The organism is Bradyrhizobium sp. 187 (assembly GCF_023101005.1).
In the GTDB taxonomy this organism is placed as follows: domain Bacteria; phylum Pseudomonadota; class Alphaproteobacteria; order Rhizobiales; family Xanthobacteraceae; genus Bradyrhizobium; species Bradyrhizobium canariense_D.
Genome location: NZ_CP064693.1, coordinates 2,210,981 through 2,229,376, shown reverse-complemented (window position 1 = coordinate 2,229,376; position 18,396 = coordinate 2,210,981). Strand labels below are relative to the sequence as shown.

The 18,396-nt window shown below is 64.1% G+C and carries 15 protein-coding genes and 2 pseudogenes; 9 read left to right on the top strand and 8 right to left on the bottom strand.

The features are described 5' to 3' along the window. Positions 1-118: 118 nt before the first annotated feature. From IVB19_RS10565 to IVB19_RS10545, 5 genes and pseudogenes are all read right to left on the bottom strand, one after another. Positions 119-2,050: an alkyl/aryl-sulfatase gene (locus IVB19_RS10565; RefSeq protein WP_018457146.1), complete on the bottom strand. Its 1,932-nt coding sequence runs from the start codon at positions 2,048-2,050 to the stop codon at positions 119-121. A 124-nt stretch (positions 2,051-2,174) separates the two neighbouring features. Continuing rightward, positions 2,175-3,467, bottom strand: coding sequence for a TRAP transporter large permease (locus tag IVB19_RS40395; RefSeq protein ID WP_039799985.1), 1,293 nt, complete (start codon positions 3,465-3,467; stop codon positions 2,175-2,177). Positions 3,468-3,671: 204 nt separating this feature from the next. Then, positions 3,672-4,151: pseudogene (locus IVB19_RS40390) on the bottom strand (TRAP transporter small permease); the annotation flags it as partial. A gap of 151 nt (positions 4,152-4,302) precedes the next feature. After that, positions 4,303-5,304, bottom strand: coding sequence for a DctP family TRAP transporter solute-binding subunit (locus IVB19_RS10550; protein ID WP_018457148.1), 1,002 nt, complete (start codon positions 5,302-5,304; stop codon positions 4,303-4,305). A gap of 209 nt (positions 5,305-5,513) precedes the next feature. Next, the gene (locus IVB19_RS10545; RefSeq protein ID WP_018457149.1) at positions 5,514-6,284 is read right to left on the bottom strand and encodes a methyltransferase domain-containing protein; all 771 of its coding nucleotides are present in this window, start codon (positions 6,282-6,284) and stop codon (positions 5,514-5,516) included. 163 nt (positions 6,285-6,447) lie between these two features. Between IVB19_RS10545 and IVB19_RS10540 the strand changes: the two genes are divergently transcribed. Further along, complete coding sequence (locus IVB19_RS10540; RefSeq protein ID WP_085352088.1) at positions 6,448-7,191, top strand: SDR family NAD(P)-dependent oxidoreductase; 744 nt, start codon at positions 6,448-6,450, stop codon at positions 7,189-7,191. Between the two features lie 110 nt (positions 7,192-7,301). Here IVB19_RS10540 and IVB19_RS10535 read toward each other — a convergent pair whose 3' ends face one another. Then, a complete protein-coding gene (locus IVB19_RS10535; RefSeq protein ID WP_081747934.1) occupies positions 7,302-7,655 on the bottom strand; it encodes a UBP-type zinc finger domain-containing protein in 354 nt (117 codons plus the stop codon). 237 nt (positions 7,656-7,892) lie between these two features. Beyond that, positions 7,893-8,955: pseudogene (locus IVB19_RS10530) on the bottom strand (isocitrate/isopropylmalate dehydrogenase family protein). Positions 8,956-9,124: 169 nt separating this feature from the next. Here IVB19_RS10530 and IVB19_RS10525 point away from each other — a divergent pair. Next, positions 9,125-10,513, top strand: a complete 1,389-nt coding sequence (locus tag IVB19_RS10525; protein ID WP_018457152.1) for an MFS transporter — start codon at positions 9,125-9,127, stop codon at positions 10,511-10,513. 4 nt (positions 10,514-10,517) lie between these two features. Here the strand turns inward: IVB19_RS10525 and IVB19_RS10520 are convergent, their stop codons facing one another. Next, positions 10,518-12,137 (bottom strand): B12-binding domain-containing radical SAM protein, encoded by a 1,620-nt coding sequence (locus IVB19_RS10520; protein WP_018457153.1) that lies wholly within the window; start codon positions 12,135-12,137, stop codon positions 10,518-10,520. A 257-nt stretch (positions 12,138-12,394) separates the two neighbouring features. Here IVB19_RS10520 and IVB19_RS10515 point away from each other — a divergent pair, with 257 nt between their 5' ends. The 7 genes from IVB19_RS10515 to soxA are packed head-to-tail and all read left to right on the top strand — an operon-like array spanning position 12,395 to position 18,382. After that, entirely contained in the window at positions 12,395-12,844 is a 450-nt protein-coding gene (locus IVB19_RS10515; RefSeq protein ID WP_007594050.1) for a (2Fe-2S)-binding protein, read from the top strand. Positions 12,845-12,855: 11 nt separating this feature from the next. Next, positions 12,856-15,042 (top strand): xanthine dehydrogenase family protein molybdopterin-binding subunit, encoded by a 2,187-nt coding sequence (locus IVB19_RS10510; protein WP_085352085.1) that lies wholly within the window; start codon positions 12,856-12,858, stop codon positions 15,040-15,042. A gap of 54 nt (positions 15,043-15,096) precedes the next feature. Next, entirely contained in the window at positions 15,097-16,368 is a 1,272-nt protein-coding gene (locus tag IVB19_RS10505; protein ID WP_018457155.1) for an NAD(P)/FAD-dependent oxidoreductase, read from the top strand. After that, a complete protein-coding gene (gene soxX / locus IVB19_RS10500) occupies positions 16,361-16,813 on the top strand; it encodes a sulfur oxidation c-type cytochrome SoxX (RefSeq protein ID WP_085362234.1) in 453 nt (150 codons plus the stop codon). Before IVB19_RS10505 ends, soxX begins: the two co-directional genes overlap by 8 nt. 8 nt (positions 16,814-16,821) lie before the next feature. Further along, positions 16,822-17,289: a SoxY-related AACIE arm protein gene (locus tag IVB19_RS10495; protein WP_026233314.1), complete on the top strand. Its 468-nt coding sequence runs from the start codon at positions 16,822-16,824 to the stop codon at positions 17,287-17,289. Continuing rightward, the gene (gene soxZ / locus IVB19_RS10490) at positions 17,289-17,606 is read left to right on the top strand and encodes a thiosulfate oxidation carrier complex protein SoxZ (RefSeq protein ID WP_018457158.1); all 318 of its coding nucleotides are present in this window, start codon (positions 17,289-17,291) and stop codon (positions 17,604-17,606) included. The genes IVB19_RS10495 and soxZ overlap by 1 nt, the downstream gene beginning before the upstream one ends. Beyond that, complete coding sequence (soxA, locus tag IVB19_RS10485; protein ID WP_018457159.1) at positions 17,603-18,382, top strand: sulfur oxidation c-type cytochrome SoxA; 780 nt, start codon at positions 17,603-17,605, stop codon at positions 18,380-18,382. Before soxZ ends, soxA begins: the two co-directional genes overlap by 4 nt. Positions 18,383-18,396: the final 14 nt, after the last annotated feature.

Genomic DNA, 18,396 nt, shown 5'->3' with positions numbered 1-18,396 from the left:
GCGTAGGCGGGGCATCCAGTACGCCGCGGCAGCAGTTTGCTCACGCAACTCCCGCCGCGGAGTACTGGATCGTCCGGTCAAGCCGGATGATGACAGTAGGAACGCGGTGACGGCTGCCCTACCTCACCACGGCCCGCTTCGGCTCGACGATCTCGAACATGCGCGGGAATTCGTCCATCAGGCCCATCAGCTCGGCGAGGCGCATCGGGTTGCCGGCGAATTTGACCTTGCCGGCGGCCACGGCCTCCGGGAAGCTGGTCAGTTTTGCGATCACCTCGTCGAGCGTCGACCGCGCCAGCGTGAAGCTGGCATCGGCATTGTGCGCCTGCATGCCCTCTGTGTAAGTCAGCGCGCAGTTCTCCAGATTGAGCACGAAGGTTTCGCCGGTGTCGGAGAAGCTCCAGTTCAGCACGATGTGCTTTCCTTCCGCCTTTGGTCCGTTCAGGCGGATGCCGAGCACGTCCCAGAGCTGTGAGGTGCGCAGCGCCGCCAGCGTCTCGCGCGGCATCGGCGGGCGCGCCGGCACCTTCGGCATGCCCTGGCGCAATTCCTGCGCGCCGAACAGATAGGCATTGCGCCAGGTCGCGCTTTCAGCAGCGTAGCCGAGCTGCTCCAGCGTATCCGCAAGCAATGCACGCGCCGCCGCGTTGTCCGGCTGGGCAAAGACGAGATGGCCGAGCGCCTGCGCCACGAAGCGGAATTCGCCCTTGTCGAAATCGACACGCGCCCGCGCGAGGATGGCGTCGGCGCCGCCCATGTACTCGACGTATTTCTTGCCCGACTCAACCGGGGGCAAAGGATCGAGATTGACCGGATTGGCGTCGTACCAGCCCAGATATTTTTGATAGATCGCCTTCACATTGTGCCGGATGTGGCCGTAATAGCCGCGGCCGTGCCAGGCGCCCTCCAGGCTCTTGGGCAGCTGGATCGTTTCAGCGATCTCGGCCGCGGTGAGGCCGTGGTTCATCAGGCGGATGGTCTGGTCATGCGCGAATTTGTAGAGGTCGCGCTGCTGCCGGATCATCGTGCCGATGCGTTCGTGTCCCCACACCGGCCAGTGATGCTGGCCGCACATCGCCTCCGCCTTGCCATCCCAGAGCTGCAAGGCCTCGCCCAGATATTTCGACCAGGCCAGCGCGTCGCGCACGTCGGCGCCGCGGAACGGCAGCAGATTGTGGAAATTGTGGGTGCAGTTCTCGGCGAGGTTCAACAGCTTGTAGCGCGGGATGAAGAAATGCATCTCCGCCGGCGCTTCGCTGTTCGGCGCCATCTGGAATTCGAATTCAACGCCGTCGATCACGCGCCGGTCGCCGGTCGCCATGATCAGGTCGGTCGGCCGCAGCAGCGCCACCGAACCTGCCGCCATCGACTTGCCGAGGCCGCAATCGACCTGCCCGCGCGCGCCCTTGGCGAGGAGAGGCCCGAACTGGTACTGCGCCCGGCGCAGCATCGCAGGTCCCGCGATGATGTTCTCGGAGACGGCATGCTCCATGAACAAGTTCGGCGCGATGATCGGCACGCGGCCGGTCGCGAGTGCATCCTCCTCCAGCACGCCGCGCGCACCGCCCCAATGGTCGGTGTGGGTATGGGTGAAGATCACGGCCGCGACCGGTCGCTGGCCACGATGCTTGTAGTAGAGATCGAGCGCGGCGCGCGCCCCCTCGATCGAGGTCAGGGTGTCGATGACGATGACGCCGCTGTCGCCTTCGATCAGCGTCATGTTGGCGATGTCGAGCCCACGCACCTGGTAGATTCCGGGCACCACCTCGAATAGGCCGTGCTGCATGTTGAGCCGCGACTGCCGCCACAGGCTCGGATTGACCGTGGCCGGCGCCTGCTCGGCGGCGAGAAAGGCGTACGGCTCGAGGCTCCAAACCGTCCGCCCTTGCGGATTGGTGATCTCCGCGTTCTCGATCGTGCCGAGGAAGCCGCGCGCGGCGTCGTCGAAATCGCGCGTGTCGGAAAACGGCAGTGCACTCAGCTTCGCCGTTTGCTGCGCGATGACGCACGGCGTTGCGCCCTTCGGCTCGTTGCTGGACGTGTCCGTCATCTCGATCTCCTCCCCGCCTGTTGCGCGGCATCTAACCGCATCCCGCGGCCGATTGCCATGACGGGAGGACGCAGCAATGCGTAACCCCGCGCCCACAGGTGGAGAGAAGCAGCGTGTTCGCGGGCTACATGCCCAACAGTCTCGGCAGCCACAGCGACAGGCCGGGCCAATAGGTCACGACCACCAGGAATCCCAACATCGTCAGCAGCCATGGCCACACCGCGACCGTGAGCTCGGTGATACCCATCTTGGCGATGCCTGAGGCCACGTAGAGATTGAGGCCGACCGGCGGATGGCACAGCCCGACCTCCATGTTGACCGTCATCAGGATGCCGAAATGGATCGGATCGATGCCGAGCTTGATCGCAACCGGAAACAGGATCGGCGCCATGATCAGGATGATCGAGGATGGCTCCATCACGTTGCCGGCTAATAGCAGCAGGAGATTGACGACGAGGAGGAAGCCGATCCAGCCGAGGCCCTGGTCGATCATCCATTGCGCGAGCGCTTGCGGCACGTTCTCGTAAGTCATCAGGAACGAGAACAAGACGGCGTTGGTGATGATGTAGAGCAGCATCGCTGAAAGATTTGCCGACGACAGCAGCACCCGCGGCACGTCTCGCAGCTTCAGATCCTTGTAGATGAACACTGCGACGATGAAGGCGTACACCGCGCTGACGGCGGCAGCTTCGGTCGGTGTGAACAGGCCGCTGTAGATGCCACCGATCACGATCACGATCAGCAGGATACCCCAGATCGACTTGCGGAACGCATCGAAGCGTTCGTAGAGGGTTGCTTTCGGCATCCTCGGATAGTCGTTACGCCAGGCCCGGTAGAACGTCGTGGCGCCAAGCAGCATGGCGAGCACCATTCCCGGCACGATGCCGGCGATGAACAGCTTGCCGACGGAGGTGTTGGTGGAGACGGCAAACAGCACCATTGGAATCGACGGTGGAATGAGAATTCCCAGCGAGCCGGAGGTCGTGATCACGCCCGCCCCGAACTTCTTGGGAAATCCCTGCGCGACCATCGCGGGCAGGATCACCGATCCGATCGCCACCACGGTGGCCGGCGACGAGCCGGAAATCGCGGCGAACAGCGCGCAGGCGACCACGCCCGAGAGCGCAAGGCCTCCGTACCAATGGCCGACCAGCGAAGTCGCGAACGTGATCATCCGGCGCGCCACGCCGCCATGGGTCAGGAAGTTGCCGGCAAGGATGAAGAACGGGATCGCCATGATCTCGAAGCTCTCGATGCCGGTAAACAGCTTCAGCGCCACCGATTCCGTCCGTACGTCGGTCAACGTGAACATGAAGCTGAGCACGGTCAGGCCGAGCGCGATGGAGATCGGCATGCCCGTGAGCATCAACGACAGCAGAAGGCCGAAAACCACGGCGACACGCAGGCCCTGCGGCATCGTGATCACGTGCGCCGAATGGGCGAAGCACACGGCGACGATCAGGACCGGCAACAACATCAGGACCCAGCCGAGCGGGCTGCGTTCGTCGCGGACGACCTGACTGCGCGTGACCGGGGCCGGATGGACCGGGTCTATTTCGACGCCCTCGACGCCTGCCATGTCGTGATGCGGCAGTTCGCCGGTGCGATAGAACGACCAGGCGACCTGCAGGAAGCGGAAGCACATCAGCCCGGAGCCGAGCGGGATGGTGAGATACACCAGCCACATCGGTGCTTCCAAGTCGTTGGATTGCTGGCCGGTCTGCCACATCTGGCCGACGAACGCGGCCCCGAAATAGCACACGATGGCAGTGAAAAGGGCGCCGCACATCAGGCCGAACGTGATGACGCGGCGGCGCGATCCGCCGGGAAGGACATTGACCAGGACGTCGACGCCTACATGGATGCCGGTGCGCACCCCGTAGGCCGCACCGAACTTCGCCATCCAGATGAACATGTAAATGCAGAGTTCCTGCGCCCAGGACAAGTCGAGAGCGGCAAGCCAGACGAACGCCGCTCGCGCGGGCGCGGCCAGCAAGGACAGATTGCGCGCCTCCGCCCATTTGGCGATGTCGATCGACAGCCCGGCGCCATATCGGTGCAGCACGGCAACGAAGATGAGCAATGTCGCGGCCGCGATCATCGTCGCGATCAGCCATTCCTCGAGATGATCGAGCACACGATTCAATGCACGCAGCAACTTGGTCCCCTCAGCTTGGCTCATCATTCAAGAGCAACGGCCGGGAGTGCGATCACCCCCGACCGTTCATGGTTGTTCTTCCAGCGCGCCGGCGTCAGTTCATCTTGACGTCGAGTTCCTTGGCGAGGAGATCGAGCACCTCCTGCCCGACCCGCCCCTTTGCCCATTTGTAGGTCGGCTGCATCGCCTCCTGCCACGCCTTGCGATCGGCGTCAGTCAGATAATGCAGCGTGGTCTTGCCCGTCTTCTTGATCTCGGCCAGCGCATCCTCGTTTTCCTGACGCGCGATCGAATTGGTGTAGTCGGTCGCCTCGTTCATCGCCTTCTCGAGCTGGGCGCGGATATCGGGCGGCAGGCCGGACCAGAATTTCGAATTGACGATGACGGCATATTGCAGGTGCGCGTGATAGGACACCGTGATGTCCTTCTGCACCTCGTAGAACTTCTGAGTCAGGTAATTGGACGCGGTATTCTCGCAGCCGTCGACCACGCCCGTCTGCAAAGCCTGGTAGACTTCGGAAAACGCCATTATCTGAGGGATCGAACCCATGATACGGAGATATTGGTCGGCGACCTTCGATCCGGAGATGCGGAATTTGAGACCCTGGAAATCGGTCGGCTTTATCAGGGCACGGTTGGCGGAGAGCATGTGGAAGCCGTTGTCCCAATAAGCGAGCCCGGTGATGCCCTTGGTCTCGAGCTTATCGAACAGCCACTTGCCGATCGTGCCCTTCATCGCGTTGGAATAGGTTTGATCGTCCTTGAACAACCAAGGCAGGTCGAGCGCCTCGAACTCCTTGATACCGAGCGGTGCGAACTTCGCGGTCGAGGGGGCGAGCATGTGCACCGAGCCAAGCTGCAGCGCCTCGATCTCCTCCTTGTCCTTGTACAGCGTGGAGTTCGGGTAGATTTCGACCTTGACCTTGCCGTCGGTGTACTTCTCCGCAAGTTCCTTGAACTTCAGGGCGCCCTTGCCCTTGGGAGTATCGTTGGCGACGACGTGGCTGAATTTGATGACGATCGGGCTCTGGGCCTCGGCAACGGCGGGCCCCACGAGAACAGCTGCGGCGGCGACCGCAAGAAGCAGCTTGCGCATGAACGAACCTCCCAACAACCTCTAAAACCGGGTCTTTTTTGTTTTCCGATTTCAGTACTGACAGCAATCCGCCACCCGAACAACTAGACCTAAGCCCAATTTGCCGCAGCCAAGCAACCTTCAAGCTATCTTGGCCGCTGCTGAATGCGCAACCGGCACCTGCTGCCGCTCCCGGAAACGAGCGCTTATGTCGCATTGCGGCAGTGCGATCAGCCGTTGCGCTGGGCGACCATGAACAGACGCCGGAACGGAAACAGCGTCTGTCCCGCGGCGTTCTTCGGATAGGCTTTCGCGACCCGCATCCCATAGGCGGCTTCGAACGCGGCCTTCTCGTCGCCCTGCAAGATGTCGAGATAGCGCGTCAGCCAGGTCCCCTTGGTCCACTCCTTCACGGGATTCTCGCCTTCCAGCACCTGCAGATATTCGGTCTCCCAGATGTCGATATTGGCCGACATCGGAGCAAGAAGACCGTGATAATAGGCCGGCGCTTCGACCGGCGGCGGCGTGACGAGATGCTCGACCTTGGACCGCCAGGGACCGTTCAGCGCGGTCTCGCCGATCAGCACATGCGAGGGCGCCAGAAAGTTGCGCGGCATCTGCACAGCGAGCATTCCGCCGGGCGTCACCTTCTCCATGATCGACGGAAACAGGGCCGCATGATTGGGCAGCCAGTGCAGCGCGGCATTGGAGTAGACGACGTCATATTGCTTCGTCGGACGCCAGTGGCCGAGATCCTCGTGTGACCATTCCACGTCCGGCGCCGCCTTGCGGCCGGCGGCGACCATCTCGGCCGAACCCTCGACACCGGTCACCGTCGCGTCCGGCCAACGCTCCTTGATCAGCTTGGTGACGTTGCCGGCGCCGGCGCCGAGATCGGCAATCGCACGCGGACCAGAATCCGGGATCCGCATCAAGAGGTCGACGGCGGGCCGGAGCCGGTGGCCGGAGAATTTCAGATATTGCTGCGGATCCCAGACCATCGCTCGGCGCCTTTTCTTTTTCGTGTTCCCTTCAACGCGGCTCTTGGTTACCACTGCTCCTCCCGGTCGGGCAAATCAGGCTGACGGGGACAGGGCAGGAAAACGAACAGAAGAACGAACAGCCCAGCGACAAGCAGAAAAGCGAACAAGAGGGCGTGTCACCATGGATCTCGGGCTCAAATCGAAAACCGCCGTCGTCACCGGAGCGAGCGTCGGCATCGGCCGTGCCATCGCCAAGGGCTTGGCTGCCGAAGGCGTGCGCGTCGTCGGCGTGGCACGGCGCACCGACCTGCTCGCCGAGCTGGTAACGGAAGTCGGCTCCGGTCTGATCACGCCATTCGAGCAGGACGTGATGGCCAAGGACGCGGCCGAGAAGATTTCGGCGTTCGCGCTCAAAGAGCTCGGCCATGTCGACATCCTGATCAACAATGCCGGCGGAAGCCGCCCCCTCCCCGTCGATGCGCCTGACAGCCAATGGGACGAGGCGATCGCGCTGAATTTCACCAGCTACCGCCGCATCGCGCATGCGCTGCTGCCGCAGATGATCGAGCGCAAATGGGGCCGCATCGTCAACATCACCGGCAAGTCCGAGCCGGAAGGCCTCAACGCCGCGTTTGCCGCCAAAGCCGCCGTGCACGCCTGGGCCAAAGGCCTGTCGCGCGAGATCGGCGAGCACGGCATCACCATCAACTGCATCCCGCCCGGCCGCATCATGAGCGAACAGATCCGCCGCAACTACGCGCCTGATTATCGCGAGCGCTTCGCGGAAGAAGAGATCCCGGTCGGCTATTGGGGCGAGCCGGAAGACCTCGCCGCGCTCGCGGTGTTCCTGGCATCACCCGTGGCGCGCTACATCACGGGCACGGTGATCCCGGTGGATGGGGGGTTGCGGAGGTATCAGTTCTAGAACCGATTGGACTTCGTAGGATGGGTAGAGCGCAGCGAAACCCATCGACAGCATACGACGTGAACCTGATGGGTTTCGCAAGTGCTCTACCCATCCTACGGCCTACCGCCTTACTCATGCAGCAGCGTTTGCCAGTCCGGAGGCACCGCGCCGTCCGGTCCGGGCACCGGCTGATCCAACGGATGCGCGTGAGGACCTTGAAGCTTCGGGCCGGCGAAAGCCTCTCCCGTGCGATAGTCGTAAAACCATCGTTCGCCCGGCTCGAAGCTCGTGATGATCGGATGACCTGTCGCCGCGCTGTGTTTCGTTGCGTGCTGATTTGGTGACGCATCACAGCAGCCGATGTGACCGCATTCGACACATCTGCGAAGGTGAAACCACCACCCGCCCGCAGCCGAGCATTCCACGCACCCCGTTCCGCTTGGTTTGGCCGCGAGATTGATGCCACCCCTCTCAGACTTCATAGGTCAGCTCACTGAAATTGCCCGCAGCCACCACCGATGCATTCACGCCGCGATCTCCGCCACGATCGCATTTTGCCAGTGTTTTGCCCGACGGGTCAACGTCATGGCAGCGGCGAATGCCGCCGCTGCGCGGTTCGGAAATCCCTTATTAATCAAGGGGCCTTCTACTGTGCATGGGGTTGTTTTCGCGCTTTTTTGTTTTGAGCCCTTAAAAAAAACAAGGCCCCGCATAACCACTCACCCGGCCTGCAGGATTTCCGCAATCGCCGCCCCCCGCGGCGATCGTGCCGAGCTTTCCGCCGACATCGCGCGTTGCCCTGCCCTCGCCGATCGCTTTTGCCACCGCCGCCTCGATCGCACGTGCGGCTTCCTCGTAGCGCACCGCGCCGCTATTCTCGCCGTGCCATCCGAGCAGCAGGGCCGTGGATAGGATCAGCGAGACTGGATTGGCAACATCCTGTCCGGCTATGTCAGGCGCCGAGCCATGCGCGGCCTGCGCCATGGCGAAGCTGTCGCCGACATTGAGCGAGCCGCCGAGACCGAGGCTGCCGGAGAGTTCGGCGGTGAGATCGGACAGGATGTCGCCAAACATGTTGGTGGCGACGATGACGTCGAAGCGGTCGGGGTTGCGCACCACATGCGCCATCATGGCGTCGACGAGGATGTCGTCGACCTCAAGGCCGGGATAGGCCTTCGCCGCCTCGCGGCAGATCTCGAGGAACATGCCGTCACCGAGCTTGAGCACATTGGCCTTGTGCACGATGGTGAGATGCTTGCGCCGCTTCATCGCCAGCCGGCACGCCGCATGCGCGATGCGCTCGCAGCACAGGCGCGTGATCCGGCGCAGCGAGATCACGACGTCCGATGTGACCAGCATCTCGCCGTTGCCCTGCTCCATGTTGCGGTCGGCGTAAAGCCCTTCCGTATTTTCGCGCACCACGACGAGGTCGAAATCGCCCACCCGGCCGGACCGCCCCGCATAGGTGCGTGCGGGCCTGACATTGGCGTAGAGGTCGAGGTTCTTGCGAAAATATCGCGACGGGTTGATCTCGCCATGGGCCTCGTCCTTGAAGTCGAAGGTCGCGGTCGGCCCGAGGATCAGGCCGTCGGCGGCGCGGACGATGTCGAGCAGCTCGGGGCGCACCGTCGTGCCAAATTGTTTGAGGCTCGCATGCCCGACCGCGTGCTCCTCCAGCTGCAGATTGAGCTGGAAGCGTTCGGAGGCCGCGCGCAACACGCCTGATGTCGCGGCCGTGATCTCGGGCCCGATGCCGTCACCGGGCAAAACGACGATGTGCATGGCGGTCCCCTGACATTGCAGCAGTTCGCGCGATCATACGCCGGCGCGCAGGTTCATCGCCCAGCCTTCGCGCATACACAGCATGCAAGCATATGCCTGTGGAAGGCGGCCGCGCCGTAGTACATGCCGAGTCCCCTGGAGCCGGCCGCCGGAGCAACGCGCTAACGCAATGACAATCACGTTACCCGCCGGCGCGCGCGAGCCCGACCACACCATTTCCGACGGCCTTCCAGCCGCACAGCGGCGCTGGGCCATTGCCGCGATCTTCACCGCGCTGGCGATGGCGTCGCTCGACACCGCGATCGCCAACATCGCGCTGCCCGCCATTGCCGGCGACCTGCATGTGAGCCCGGAGCAATCGGTCTGGGTGGTCAACGTCTACCAGATCGCGCTGGTGGCGACGTTGCTGCCGTTGGGAGCACTCGGCGAGATCGTCGGGCACCAGCGCATCTATCTCGGCGGCCTGATCCTGTTCACCATCGCCTCGCTGTTCTGCGCGGTGGCCTGGTCGCTGGAGAGCCTGCTGGTTGCGCGCACGCTGCAAGGGTTAGGTGCGAGCGGCATCATGAGCGTCAACACGGCGCTGGTGCGCTTCGTCTATCCCGGCCGGATGCTCGGCCGCGGCTTCGGCCACAACGCGCTGGTGGTCGCGACCGCCTTCACCTTTGGTCCCTCGATCGCTTCCGCTATCCTCGCGCTCGGCCCGTGGCCATGGCTGTTCGCCGTCAACATCCCGTTCGGCCTGGTCGCGATCGGCATCGGCTTTGCGATGCTGCCGAAGACGCCGCGCGCCGATCACGGCTTCGATTTTCTCGGCGCGGCCCTGGCGTCGGCCTGTCTCGGGCTGTTCATCACGGGCATCGGCAGTGCCGCGCACAATCTCTCACCGATGGTCGTGGGCATCGAGCTGGTCACTGCCCTCGCGCTCGGCTTCATCCTGACGCGCCGCCACGCCGACCATCCGGCGCCGATGCTGCCGATCGACCTGTTCAGCCGGCCGATGTTCGCGCTGTCGGCGGCGACCGCGGTGTGCTCGTTCGCAGTGCAGGGCCTCGCCTTCGTCTCGCTGCCGTTCTATTTCGAGGACGTGCTGGGGCGTTCGCAGGTCGAGACCGGCTTCTTCATGACCCCATGGCCGCTGGTGGTCGGCATCATGGCGCCGATCGCCGGGCGCCTCTCCGACCGGCACGCGGTCGGACTGCTCGGCGGCATCGGGCTCGTGCTGCTCGGCCTCGGCACGGCGCTGCTGGCGATGCTGCCTGCCAATCCTGCGATTCCCGACATCATCTGGCGGATGGTGATCTGTGGCATGGGATTCGGCTTCTTCCAGGCGCCGAACATGAAAGCGGTGATGTCGAGCGCGCCGCCACATCGCAGCGGCAGCGCCTCCGGCATCGTCGCCACCGCGCGCCTGACGGGGCAGACGACAGGGGCGGCGCTGGCCGCGCTCTGCTTCTCGCTGGCCGGTCACGACGGCGCAGTCGTGGCATTGGCACTCGGCGCCGGCTTCGCCGTACTCGGCAGCGTGATGAGCTTTTTGCGGCTGGCGGTGGAGTAGACGGTCAAGCCAGATGTCGGGCCGCCGTCACCTCGACTGTCGCGGCCGGAATGACAGTCTCCTCGTCGAGCGCAGCGAGGCGCTCATCGATGGCAGCGATGACCTTGCGCGAGAACGGCCCGAGATGCGCATAGGCAGCGATCATCTGCACGGCGATCCGCGCCGATGTTGTGTCGCGCTTGGCGCAGTTCATGAAGGTCTGCCACAGCGGCCCGCGCGCCTCGGGAAGGGCTGTGACCACCTTGTGCACCGTTTCCATCGCGCCGATCCGGGCACGGATATCGCCTTCCGCGAGCTCCTGGCGCTGGCGAGAGCGGTCGAGCAGCGTCATCAGTCGGTCGATACGCCTTGCATAGGCGGCCGGGCTGTAGATGTGCTCCAGCACGCGCTTGTAGTCCGTCAGAATGTCGCGCAATGGACGCACCGGATCGAAGTTGATCCCGGCGGTGCACTGATCCGCGCCGATGGTCGGCGCCAGGTCGTGGCCCGGATGCAACCGGCCTTCGCGCTCTAGGCGGCGCGTCAGCTGCGTGTTCGGCAAGGCATAGAGCAGGCCGACCATGCTGACCGGGATCGCCGCCTCTTCGATGAAGTCGATCATGGCATCCGCCATCGAGAGCTTCTCATTGTCGAAGCCGACGATGAAACCCGCGGTGACGAGCATGCCCGCGGCGTAGATCTTGTGGATGCTCTCGGCGATGTTGCGCCGCGTGTTCTGCTTCTTCCGCATGGCGACCAGCGTCGCCGGATCCGGACTTTCGATACCGACGAAGATGGCGAAGAAATTCGCCTGGCCCATCAGGTTCAGGAGCTCGGGATCGTCGGCCAGATTGACCGAGGCCTCAGTCGACAATTCAAAGGGATAGCCGTGAGCACGTTGCCATTCGGCCAGCTGGGGCAGGAACAGCCGCAACGACTTCTTGTTGCCGATGAAATTGTCGTCGACGAAGTCGAGATGGCCGCGGTAGCCCATGGCATAGAGCCTGTCGAGCTCGACCAGCATTTGCTCGTTCGTCTTGGTTCGCGGCACCCGGCCATAGAGCTCGATGATATCGCAGAACTCGCAGGTGAACGGGCAGCCGCGGGAATACTGCACACCGAGATAAAGGTAGTCCTCGAACTTCAGCAGATCGAAGCGCGGAACCGGCGTCTTGGTGACGTCGGCCTGGAATTTCGGCGCAATGAAGACGCCGGAGCGTGCGCCACTGTCCCAGGCCGCGACGAATTCGTGGAGAACGCTTTCGGCCTCTCCGAGCACCTGGAAGTCGGCCCTCTCATAGATATGGGGGCTCGAGGTGGGATCGGGACCGCCCACGACCACCGGCTTGCCCGCGGCACGGCAAATTTCGATCAGGCGCAGCGTGTCGGCCTGCTGCGGCATCATTCCGCCGGTGAAGACGACGTCGGCCCAGGAAAGATCCTCGTCGCTGAAGGATTCCGTGTTGCAATCGATCAGCCGGACCGTCCAGCTCTCGGGCAGCATCGCGGCAACGGTGATCAGCCCCAAAGGGGCCGCGGGCCGCTTCACACCCAACACTTTGCAGGATTCGCCAAAGCTCCAGAAGGACTCTGCCGAGAACAGCGGATAGAGCATCAGGACTTTGCAAGGCTGCGGTACGTTCATGGAACCCCTTTTTGGCTGATTCCACTGTAGCAGAGCATTCTCGACTTGCACCCTGCCAAAAGGGACAAACTGTCGCTCTCGGTTCCGGGGGCGTCGGCGCGGAAGCCAGTAGACGTCGCTCCAAGCCGTGCCGCGGGCGCCCGGGGAAGGAATCCCCGCCGGTTACCCCTCGGACTATTGATTTGAACGTTTCCAATTTGCCGGACACATTGCGCCGCTGAGTCCAGTCGGTGGATTGGGCCAATCAGGGGACTGCGATGGCAAACCTAACAATCAACGGAAAAACCTTCACGCTCGACGTCGAGCCGGATACGCCCCTGCTCTGGGCGATCCGCGAGAATGCCGGCCTCACCGGCACCAAATATGGCTGCGGCATTGCACAATGCGGCGCCTGCACCGTTCACATCGACGGCGTCGCCACCCGCTCCTGCGGGGTTTCGGTCGGCGAAGCCGCAGGCAAGAAGATCACGACCATCGAAGGGCTCGCCTCCGGCAACGCGCTGCACAAGGTGCAGGAAGCCTGGATTGCCCAGGACGTTCCGCAATGCGGCTATTGCCAGAGCGGCATGATCATGGCGGTGGCGGCGCTGCTGAGCGAGAAGCCGAAGCCGACCGACGCCGACATCGACGAGGCCATCACCAATATCTGCCGCTGCGGCACCTTCCAGCAGGTGCGCGAAGCGATCCACACGATCGCAAGCGCGTAAGGAGCCGCCACATGAACAAGCATGTCTCTCCCAGGATGAACCGCCGTGCCTTCGTCATCGGCACCGCCGCGGTCGGCGCAGGTCTCGCAATCGGCCTCGATATCCCCTTCGGCGGTCCCGCCGTGGTCCGCGCGGCCGACGGCTCCCCGGAGATCGGCGCCTGGGTCGTGGTCAGGCCCGACGACACCGTCGTCATCCGCATCGCCCGCTCCGAAATGGGCCAGGGCTCCCTCACCGGCCTTGCCCAGCTCGTCGCCGAGGAACTCGAATGCGACTGGTCGAAGGTCTCGACCGAATATCCGACACCGGGCCAGAGCGTCGCCCGCAAGCGCGTCTGGGGCGATTTCTCGACCGGCGGCAGCCGCGGCATCCGCTCTTCGCAAGACTATGTCCGCAAGGGCGGTGCCACCGCACGCGTGATGCTGATCCAGGCCGCCGCCGAGGCGTGGAAAGTGCCGGCGTCCGAATGCACGGCCGCCAACAGCGTCATTACCCACACGCCGTCCGGCAAGACCACGACCTACGGCAAGGTCGCCGAGGCCGCGGCCAAGCTGACGCCGCCGGCCGAGGTCAAGCTGAAGGACCCCAAGGACTGGAAGCTGATCGGCAAGGGCGTGAAGCGGCTGGACACCGCCGAGAAGACCACCGGCACCATGGTCTACGGCATCGATGTCAAGCTGCCGGGCATGCTGAACGCCGCGATCAAGGATTGCCCGGTGTTCGGCGGCAAGCTGAAAAGCTATGACGAAGCCAAGATCACCGGCATGAAAGGCGTCAAGAAGGTCGTCAAGGTCGGCGACACCGCGGTCGCCGTCGTTGCCGACACCTGGTGGCACGCCAAGACCGCACTGGAGGCGCTGCCGATCGTCTGGGACGAGGGCGACAACGCCAAGGTCTCGAGCGAGTCGATCGCGAAATGGCTGACCGAGGGCCTCGATAACGGGCAGCCGGCCTATGTCGGCAACAAGAACGGCGACGCGAAGGCGGCGATTGCCGGTGCCGCCAAAAAAATCGAGGCCGTCTACAGCTATCCCTACCAGAACCACGCCACCATGGAGCCAATGAACGCCACGGCGCTCTACACGGCGGACAAATGCGAGGTCTGGTGCGGCACGCAGAATGGCGAGGCAGCCTTCGCGGCCACGTTGGAAGCGTCGGGCCTGCCGGCGGAGAAGTGCGACGTGCACAAGGTGATGCCGGGCGGCGGCTTCGGCCGGCGCGGCCAGACCGACTATGTCCGCCAGGCCGTCTTGATCGCCAAGGAGATGCCGGGCACGCCGATCAAGCTGTTGTGGTCGCGCGAAGAGGACATGGCGCACGGCAGATATCACCCGATCACCCAGTGCAAGATGACCGGCGCGTTCGATGCCGACAACAATCTGGTCGCGCTGCACTACCGCCTGTCCGGGCAATCGATCCTGTTCTCGCTCCGCCCCGAAGCGCTGCAGAACGGCATGGATCCGGCCGCATTCCAGGGCGTCGCCCAGTCCGGCGAAGCCGCGTTCGGTTACTCCGTGCCGAACCTCCTGGTCGAGCATGCGATGCGCAACCCGCACGTTCCGCCGGGCTTCTGGCGCGGCGTCAACGTCAATCACAACGCGATCTACATGGAATGCTTCATGGACGAGCTGGCCCAGGCCGCAGGCCAGGACCCGCTCGAATTCCGCCGCAAGCTGATGGGCAATCACCCCAAGCATCTGGCGGTGCTCAATGCCGTGGCCGAGAAGATCGGCTGGAGCACTCCGGCGCCACAGGGCATCTATCGCGGCATCGCGCAGGTGATGGGCTATGGCAGCTATGTCGCCGGCGCTGCCGAAATCTCGGTGACCGACGGCAACAAGATCAAGGTGCATCGCATCGTCGCCTCCACCGATCCCGGCTACGTCGTCAATCCGGCCCAGGTGGAGCGGCAGATCGCGGGGTCCTTCGTCTATGGCCTCTCCGCGCTGTTCTACGGCGGCTGCACCGTCAAGGACGGCAAGATCGAGCAGACCAACTTCGACACCTACAATTCGATGCGCATCAACGAGATGCCGAAGGTGGAGTCGGTGATGGTGCCGAGCGGCGGGTTCTGGGGCGGTGTCGGCGAGCCGACCATCGGCGTCGCGGCGCCGGCGGTGCTCAATGCGTACTTCGCGGCGACGGGCAAACGCATCCGTTCGGTGCCGCTGCGCGACCAGAACATCACCTTCGCCTGAGAAACGCCGCGGCGGCCGCAATCGCCGCCGCGGCACACTTTCCGGACAAGACTCATGAATGCGCCGGTGACACGGCGGGATGCCGTCCTCGGCATCGCCGCTGCGGCCACATCATTCGCCGCCCCTACGATCCTGCGCGCGCAATCGGCGGGCCGCGTCGTCGTGGTCGGCGGCGGCTTCGGTGGTGCGGCGTGCGCCCGCGCGCTGAAGCGCGCGCAGGCAAACTTGCAAGTCATCCTGATCGAACCCAGTACCGTCTTCACTTCCTGCCCGTTCAGCAACGAGGTGATCGCGGGTCTGCGCGAGATCGACGTGCAGCAGTTTGGCTATGACAAGGTCGCCGCCGAAGGCGTCACGGTGATCAGCCAAGCCGTAACCACAATCGAGCCGCAGCTGCGCAGCGTCGTGACGGCCGATGGCGTTGCGCTGCCCTATGATCGTCTCGTCCTCTCTCCCGGCATCGACTTCCATTTCGAGGCTCTGCCCGGCTACGACGACGCCACATCAGAAAAGATGCCGCATGCCTGGAAGGCCGGTGCGCAGACGCTATTGCTGCGTGGGCAGCTGGAGGCCATGCCGGACGGCGGCACTGTCGCCATTGCCATCCCCGCCAATCCCTCGCGCTGTCCGCCGGCGCCTTACGAGCGAGCCAGCCTGATCGCGCATTACCTGAAAACGACGAAGCCGCGCTCAAAGGTCTTGATTCTCGATGCCAAGGACACTTTCTCCCAGCAGCGGCTGTTCGAGAAGGCGTGGAAGGAGCTTTACGGGGACATGATCGAACGCATCGCTCTGTCGCAAGGCGGCCGCGTGACCTCGGTCGATCCTGCGACCAGGACCATCGTCACCGAATTCGGCAATTACACCCCCGACGTCGCCAACGTCATCCCGCCGCAGCGTGCCGGACGCATCGCTGAGGTCGCGGGCGCGGCGGATGCCACCGGCTGGTGCCCGATCGATCCCGTTACCTTCGAATCGAAACTTGTCCCGAACATCCACGTCATCGGCGATGCCTGCCTCGGCGGGGGCATTCCCAAATCGGCATCCGCGGCAAGCGCACAGGGCAAGGCCTGCGCTTCCGCGATCGTGAACCTCCTTGCCGGCCGCGCACCAGAAACGCCGCGACTGACAGGCGTGTGCTACAACATTGTCGCACCCGGCTACGGCTTTTCACTCGCGGGCAATTACCAGCCCAGGGGCGACATCTTCGCCGAGGTCGAGGGCGGAGCGACCAGCCCGGCCGATGCGCCGCGCGAATTGCGCGCCCGCGAGGCGACTGAAGCCGAGCGCTGGTTTCGAGCCATCACGGCGGACACCTTTGGCTAGAACATCGGTCCATATCGCAGCGCTGATCGCCGCCAGTTGCGCCTTCGCCTGCCATGCAGGGGCCGAGGAGCTCCGGCACTACAACGTCGCCGGCGACGGCATCGCGGAATCGCTCACCGGCGCGCCCGGCGATGCCGCGCGCGGGCGCGCGCTGGTGCTCGCGCGCACGACGACCTGCATCCTGTGCCATTCCGGCCCCTTCCCGGAGACCCGGTTCCAGGGCGACCTCGCGCCTGACCTCTCGGGTGCGGGGAACCGCTGGACGGTGAGCCAGTTGCGGCTTCGACTGGTCGATGCGGCGCGCTTCAACCCGAAGACCATCATGCCGTCCTATTATCGCACCGATCACCTCGTGCGGGTCGGGCGAAACTTCGTCGGCAAACCGATCTTGTCCGCCGCCGAGATCGAGGACATCGTGGCTTTCCTTGCAACGCTTCGGGACTAGGACTGTTCATGCCGACCACGCGACGACAATTCCTGAACCTTGCTGGAAGCGTGACGGTCGCCGGGACGCTCCCGATCGTCACGCTGCGGCCGCTCGAGGCGACACCGGCGATGCTCACCGCCGCGATCCGCAACGTCGTCGGCGAAGCACCTGTACGCTCCGGCAAGGTGAAGCTCGACATTCCGCCGCTGGTCGAGAACGGCAACACGGTGCCGCTGACCGTGAGCGTCGCGAGCCCGATGACGGCGGACGACTACGTCAAGAGCATCCACGTCTTCAACGAGAAGAACCCGCAGCCGAACATCGGCAACTTCCATCTCGGCCCCTCCTCCGGCCGCGCCCAGATCTCGACCCGGATTCGGCTCGCGGATACCCAGAAGGTGGTGGCGATCGCGCGTCTTTCCGACGACACGTTCTGGCAGGTCACGACGGAAATCGTCGTGACGCTGGCCGCCTGCACCGAGGAGATGAACTGATGGCCGCGCTCATCAACGTTCCCGCGAAAGCCAGACGCGGCGAAATCGTCGAGATCCGCACGTTGACCTCGCACATCATGGAAACCGGCTTCCGCCATACGGCGGACGGCGCGCTGGTGCCGCGCGACATCATCACGAGCTTCACGTGCCGCTACAACGGTACCGAGATTTTTCGCGCCGATCTCTTCCCCGCGATCGCGGCCAATCCCTATCTGTCGTTCTTCACGGTCGCGAAGGAGAGCGGCAAGTTCGAGTTCGAATGGATCGGCGACAACGGCTATTTGTCCAGCGCATCGGCGTCGATCACGGTCGAATGAGTTTTTGGCGCGCGATATCGGCCGCGGCGTTCCTCGCCACGGCCCCTGCCCTGCTCGCCGGCGAGATTCCGCCGGACGCGCGCCGCTCCGGCTATTCGTTCATGGGGCCCGACACCCGCGCGATGCAGGATGACGACACCTCAAATCCCGGCATGCTGTTCGTGCTCGACGGCGAGGCGTTGTGGACGAAGAAGACCGGCAGCGCCGACAAGGCCTGTGCGGATTGCCATGGCGATGCACGCGGCAGCATGAAAGGCGTCGCGGCGCGCTATCCGGCCTTCGACAAGGCGCTGGCGCGGCCCGTCACGCTCGACCAGCGCATCAATCTGTGCCGCAGCAATCATCAACAAGCACCGGCGCTCCCCTACGAAAGCCGCGACCTGCTGGCCCTGTCCGCCTTCGTCGCGCATCAATCGCGCGGCATCACGATCACGGCCGGCGACGATCCGCAATTGAAGCCATTCGTCGAGCAGGGCCGCGACCTCTTCATGCAGCGCGAAGGGCAGCTCAACCTTGCCTGCACCAATTGCCACGACGACAATTTCAACAACCGGCTTGCCGGCGCGCCGATCACGCAGGGACAGCCGACCGGCTATCCGCTTTATCGGCTGGAATGGCAGACGCTGGGATCGCTGGAGCGCCGGCTACGCAGTTGCATGACGGGTGTCCGCGCCCAGGCCTATGATTTCGGCGCGCCCGAGCTGGTCGCGCTCGAACTCTATCTGATGTCGCGAGCGCATGGCTTGCCGATGGAAACGCCGGCCGTGCGGCCCTGAATTCCACAGATTAG

What these genes read in the sequence shown, in the direction of transcription:
- IVB19_RS10495 (WP_026233314.1), top strand. Translation starts at nt 16,822, where the DNA reads ATGCCGACCACGCGACGACAATTCCTGAACCTTGCTGGAAGCGTGACG.
- IVB19_RS10515 (WP_007594050.1), top strand. Translation starts at nt 12,395, where the DNA reads ATGGCAAACCTAACAATCAACGGAAAAACCTTCACGCTCGACGTCGAG.
- IVB19_RS10510 (WP_085352085.1), top strand. Translation starts at nt 12,856, where the DNA reads ATGAACAAGCATGTCTCTCCCAGGATGAACCGCCGTGCCTTCGTCATC.
- IVB19_RS10525 (WP_018457152.1), top strand. Translation starts at nt 9,125, where the DNA reads ATGACAATCACGTTACCCGCCGGCGCGCGCGAGCCCGACCACACCATT.
- IVB19_RS10545 (WP_018457149.1), bottom strand. Translation starts at nt 6,284, where the DNA reads ATGGTCTGGGATCCGCAGCAATATCTGAAATTCTCCGGCCACCGGCTC.
- soxZ (WP_018457158.1), top strand. Translation starts at nt 17,289, where the DNA reads ATGGCCGCGCTCATCAACGTTCCCGCGAAAGCCAGACGCGGCGAAATC.
- IVB19_RS40395 (WP_039799985.1), bottom strand. Translation starts at nt 3,467, where the DNA reads ATGCCGCAGGGCCTGCGTGTCGCCGTGGTTTTCGGCCTTCTGCTGTCG.
- IVB19_RS10520 (WP_018457153.1), bottom strand. Translation starts at nt 12,137, where the DNA reads ATGAACGTACCGCAGCCTTGCAAAGTCCTGATGCTCTATCCGCTGTTC.
- IVB19_RS10550 (WP_018457148.1), bottom strand. Translation starts at nt 5,304, where the DNA reads ATGCGCAAGCTGCTTCTTGCGGTCGCCGCCGCAGCTGTTCTCGTGGGG.
- IVB19_RS10505 (WP_018457155.1), top strand. Translation starts at nt 15,097, where the DNA reads ATGAATGCGCCGGTGACACGGCGGGATGCCGTCCTCGGCATCGCCGCT.
- IVB19_RS10565 (WP_018457146.1), bottom strand. Translation starts at nt 2,050, where the DNA reads ATGACGGACACGTCCAGCAACGAGCCGAAGGGCGCAACGCCGTGCGTC.
- IVB19_RS10535 (WP_081747934.1), bottom strand. Translation starts at nt 7,655, where the DNA reads ATGAAGTCTGAGAGGGGTGGCATCAATCTCGCGGCCAAACCAAGCGGA.
- soxA (WP_018457159.1), top strand. Translation starts at nt 17,603, where the DNA reads ATGAGTTTTTGGCGCGCGATATCGGCCGCGGCGTTCCTCGCCACGGCC.
- IVB19_RS10540 (WP_085352088.1), top strand. Translation starts at nt 6,448, where the DNA reads ATGGATCTCGGGCTCAAATCGAAAACCGCCGTCGTCACCGGAGCGAGC.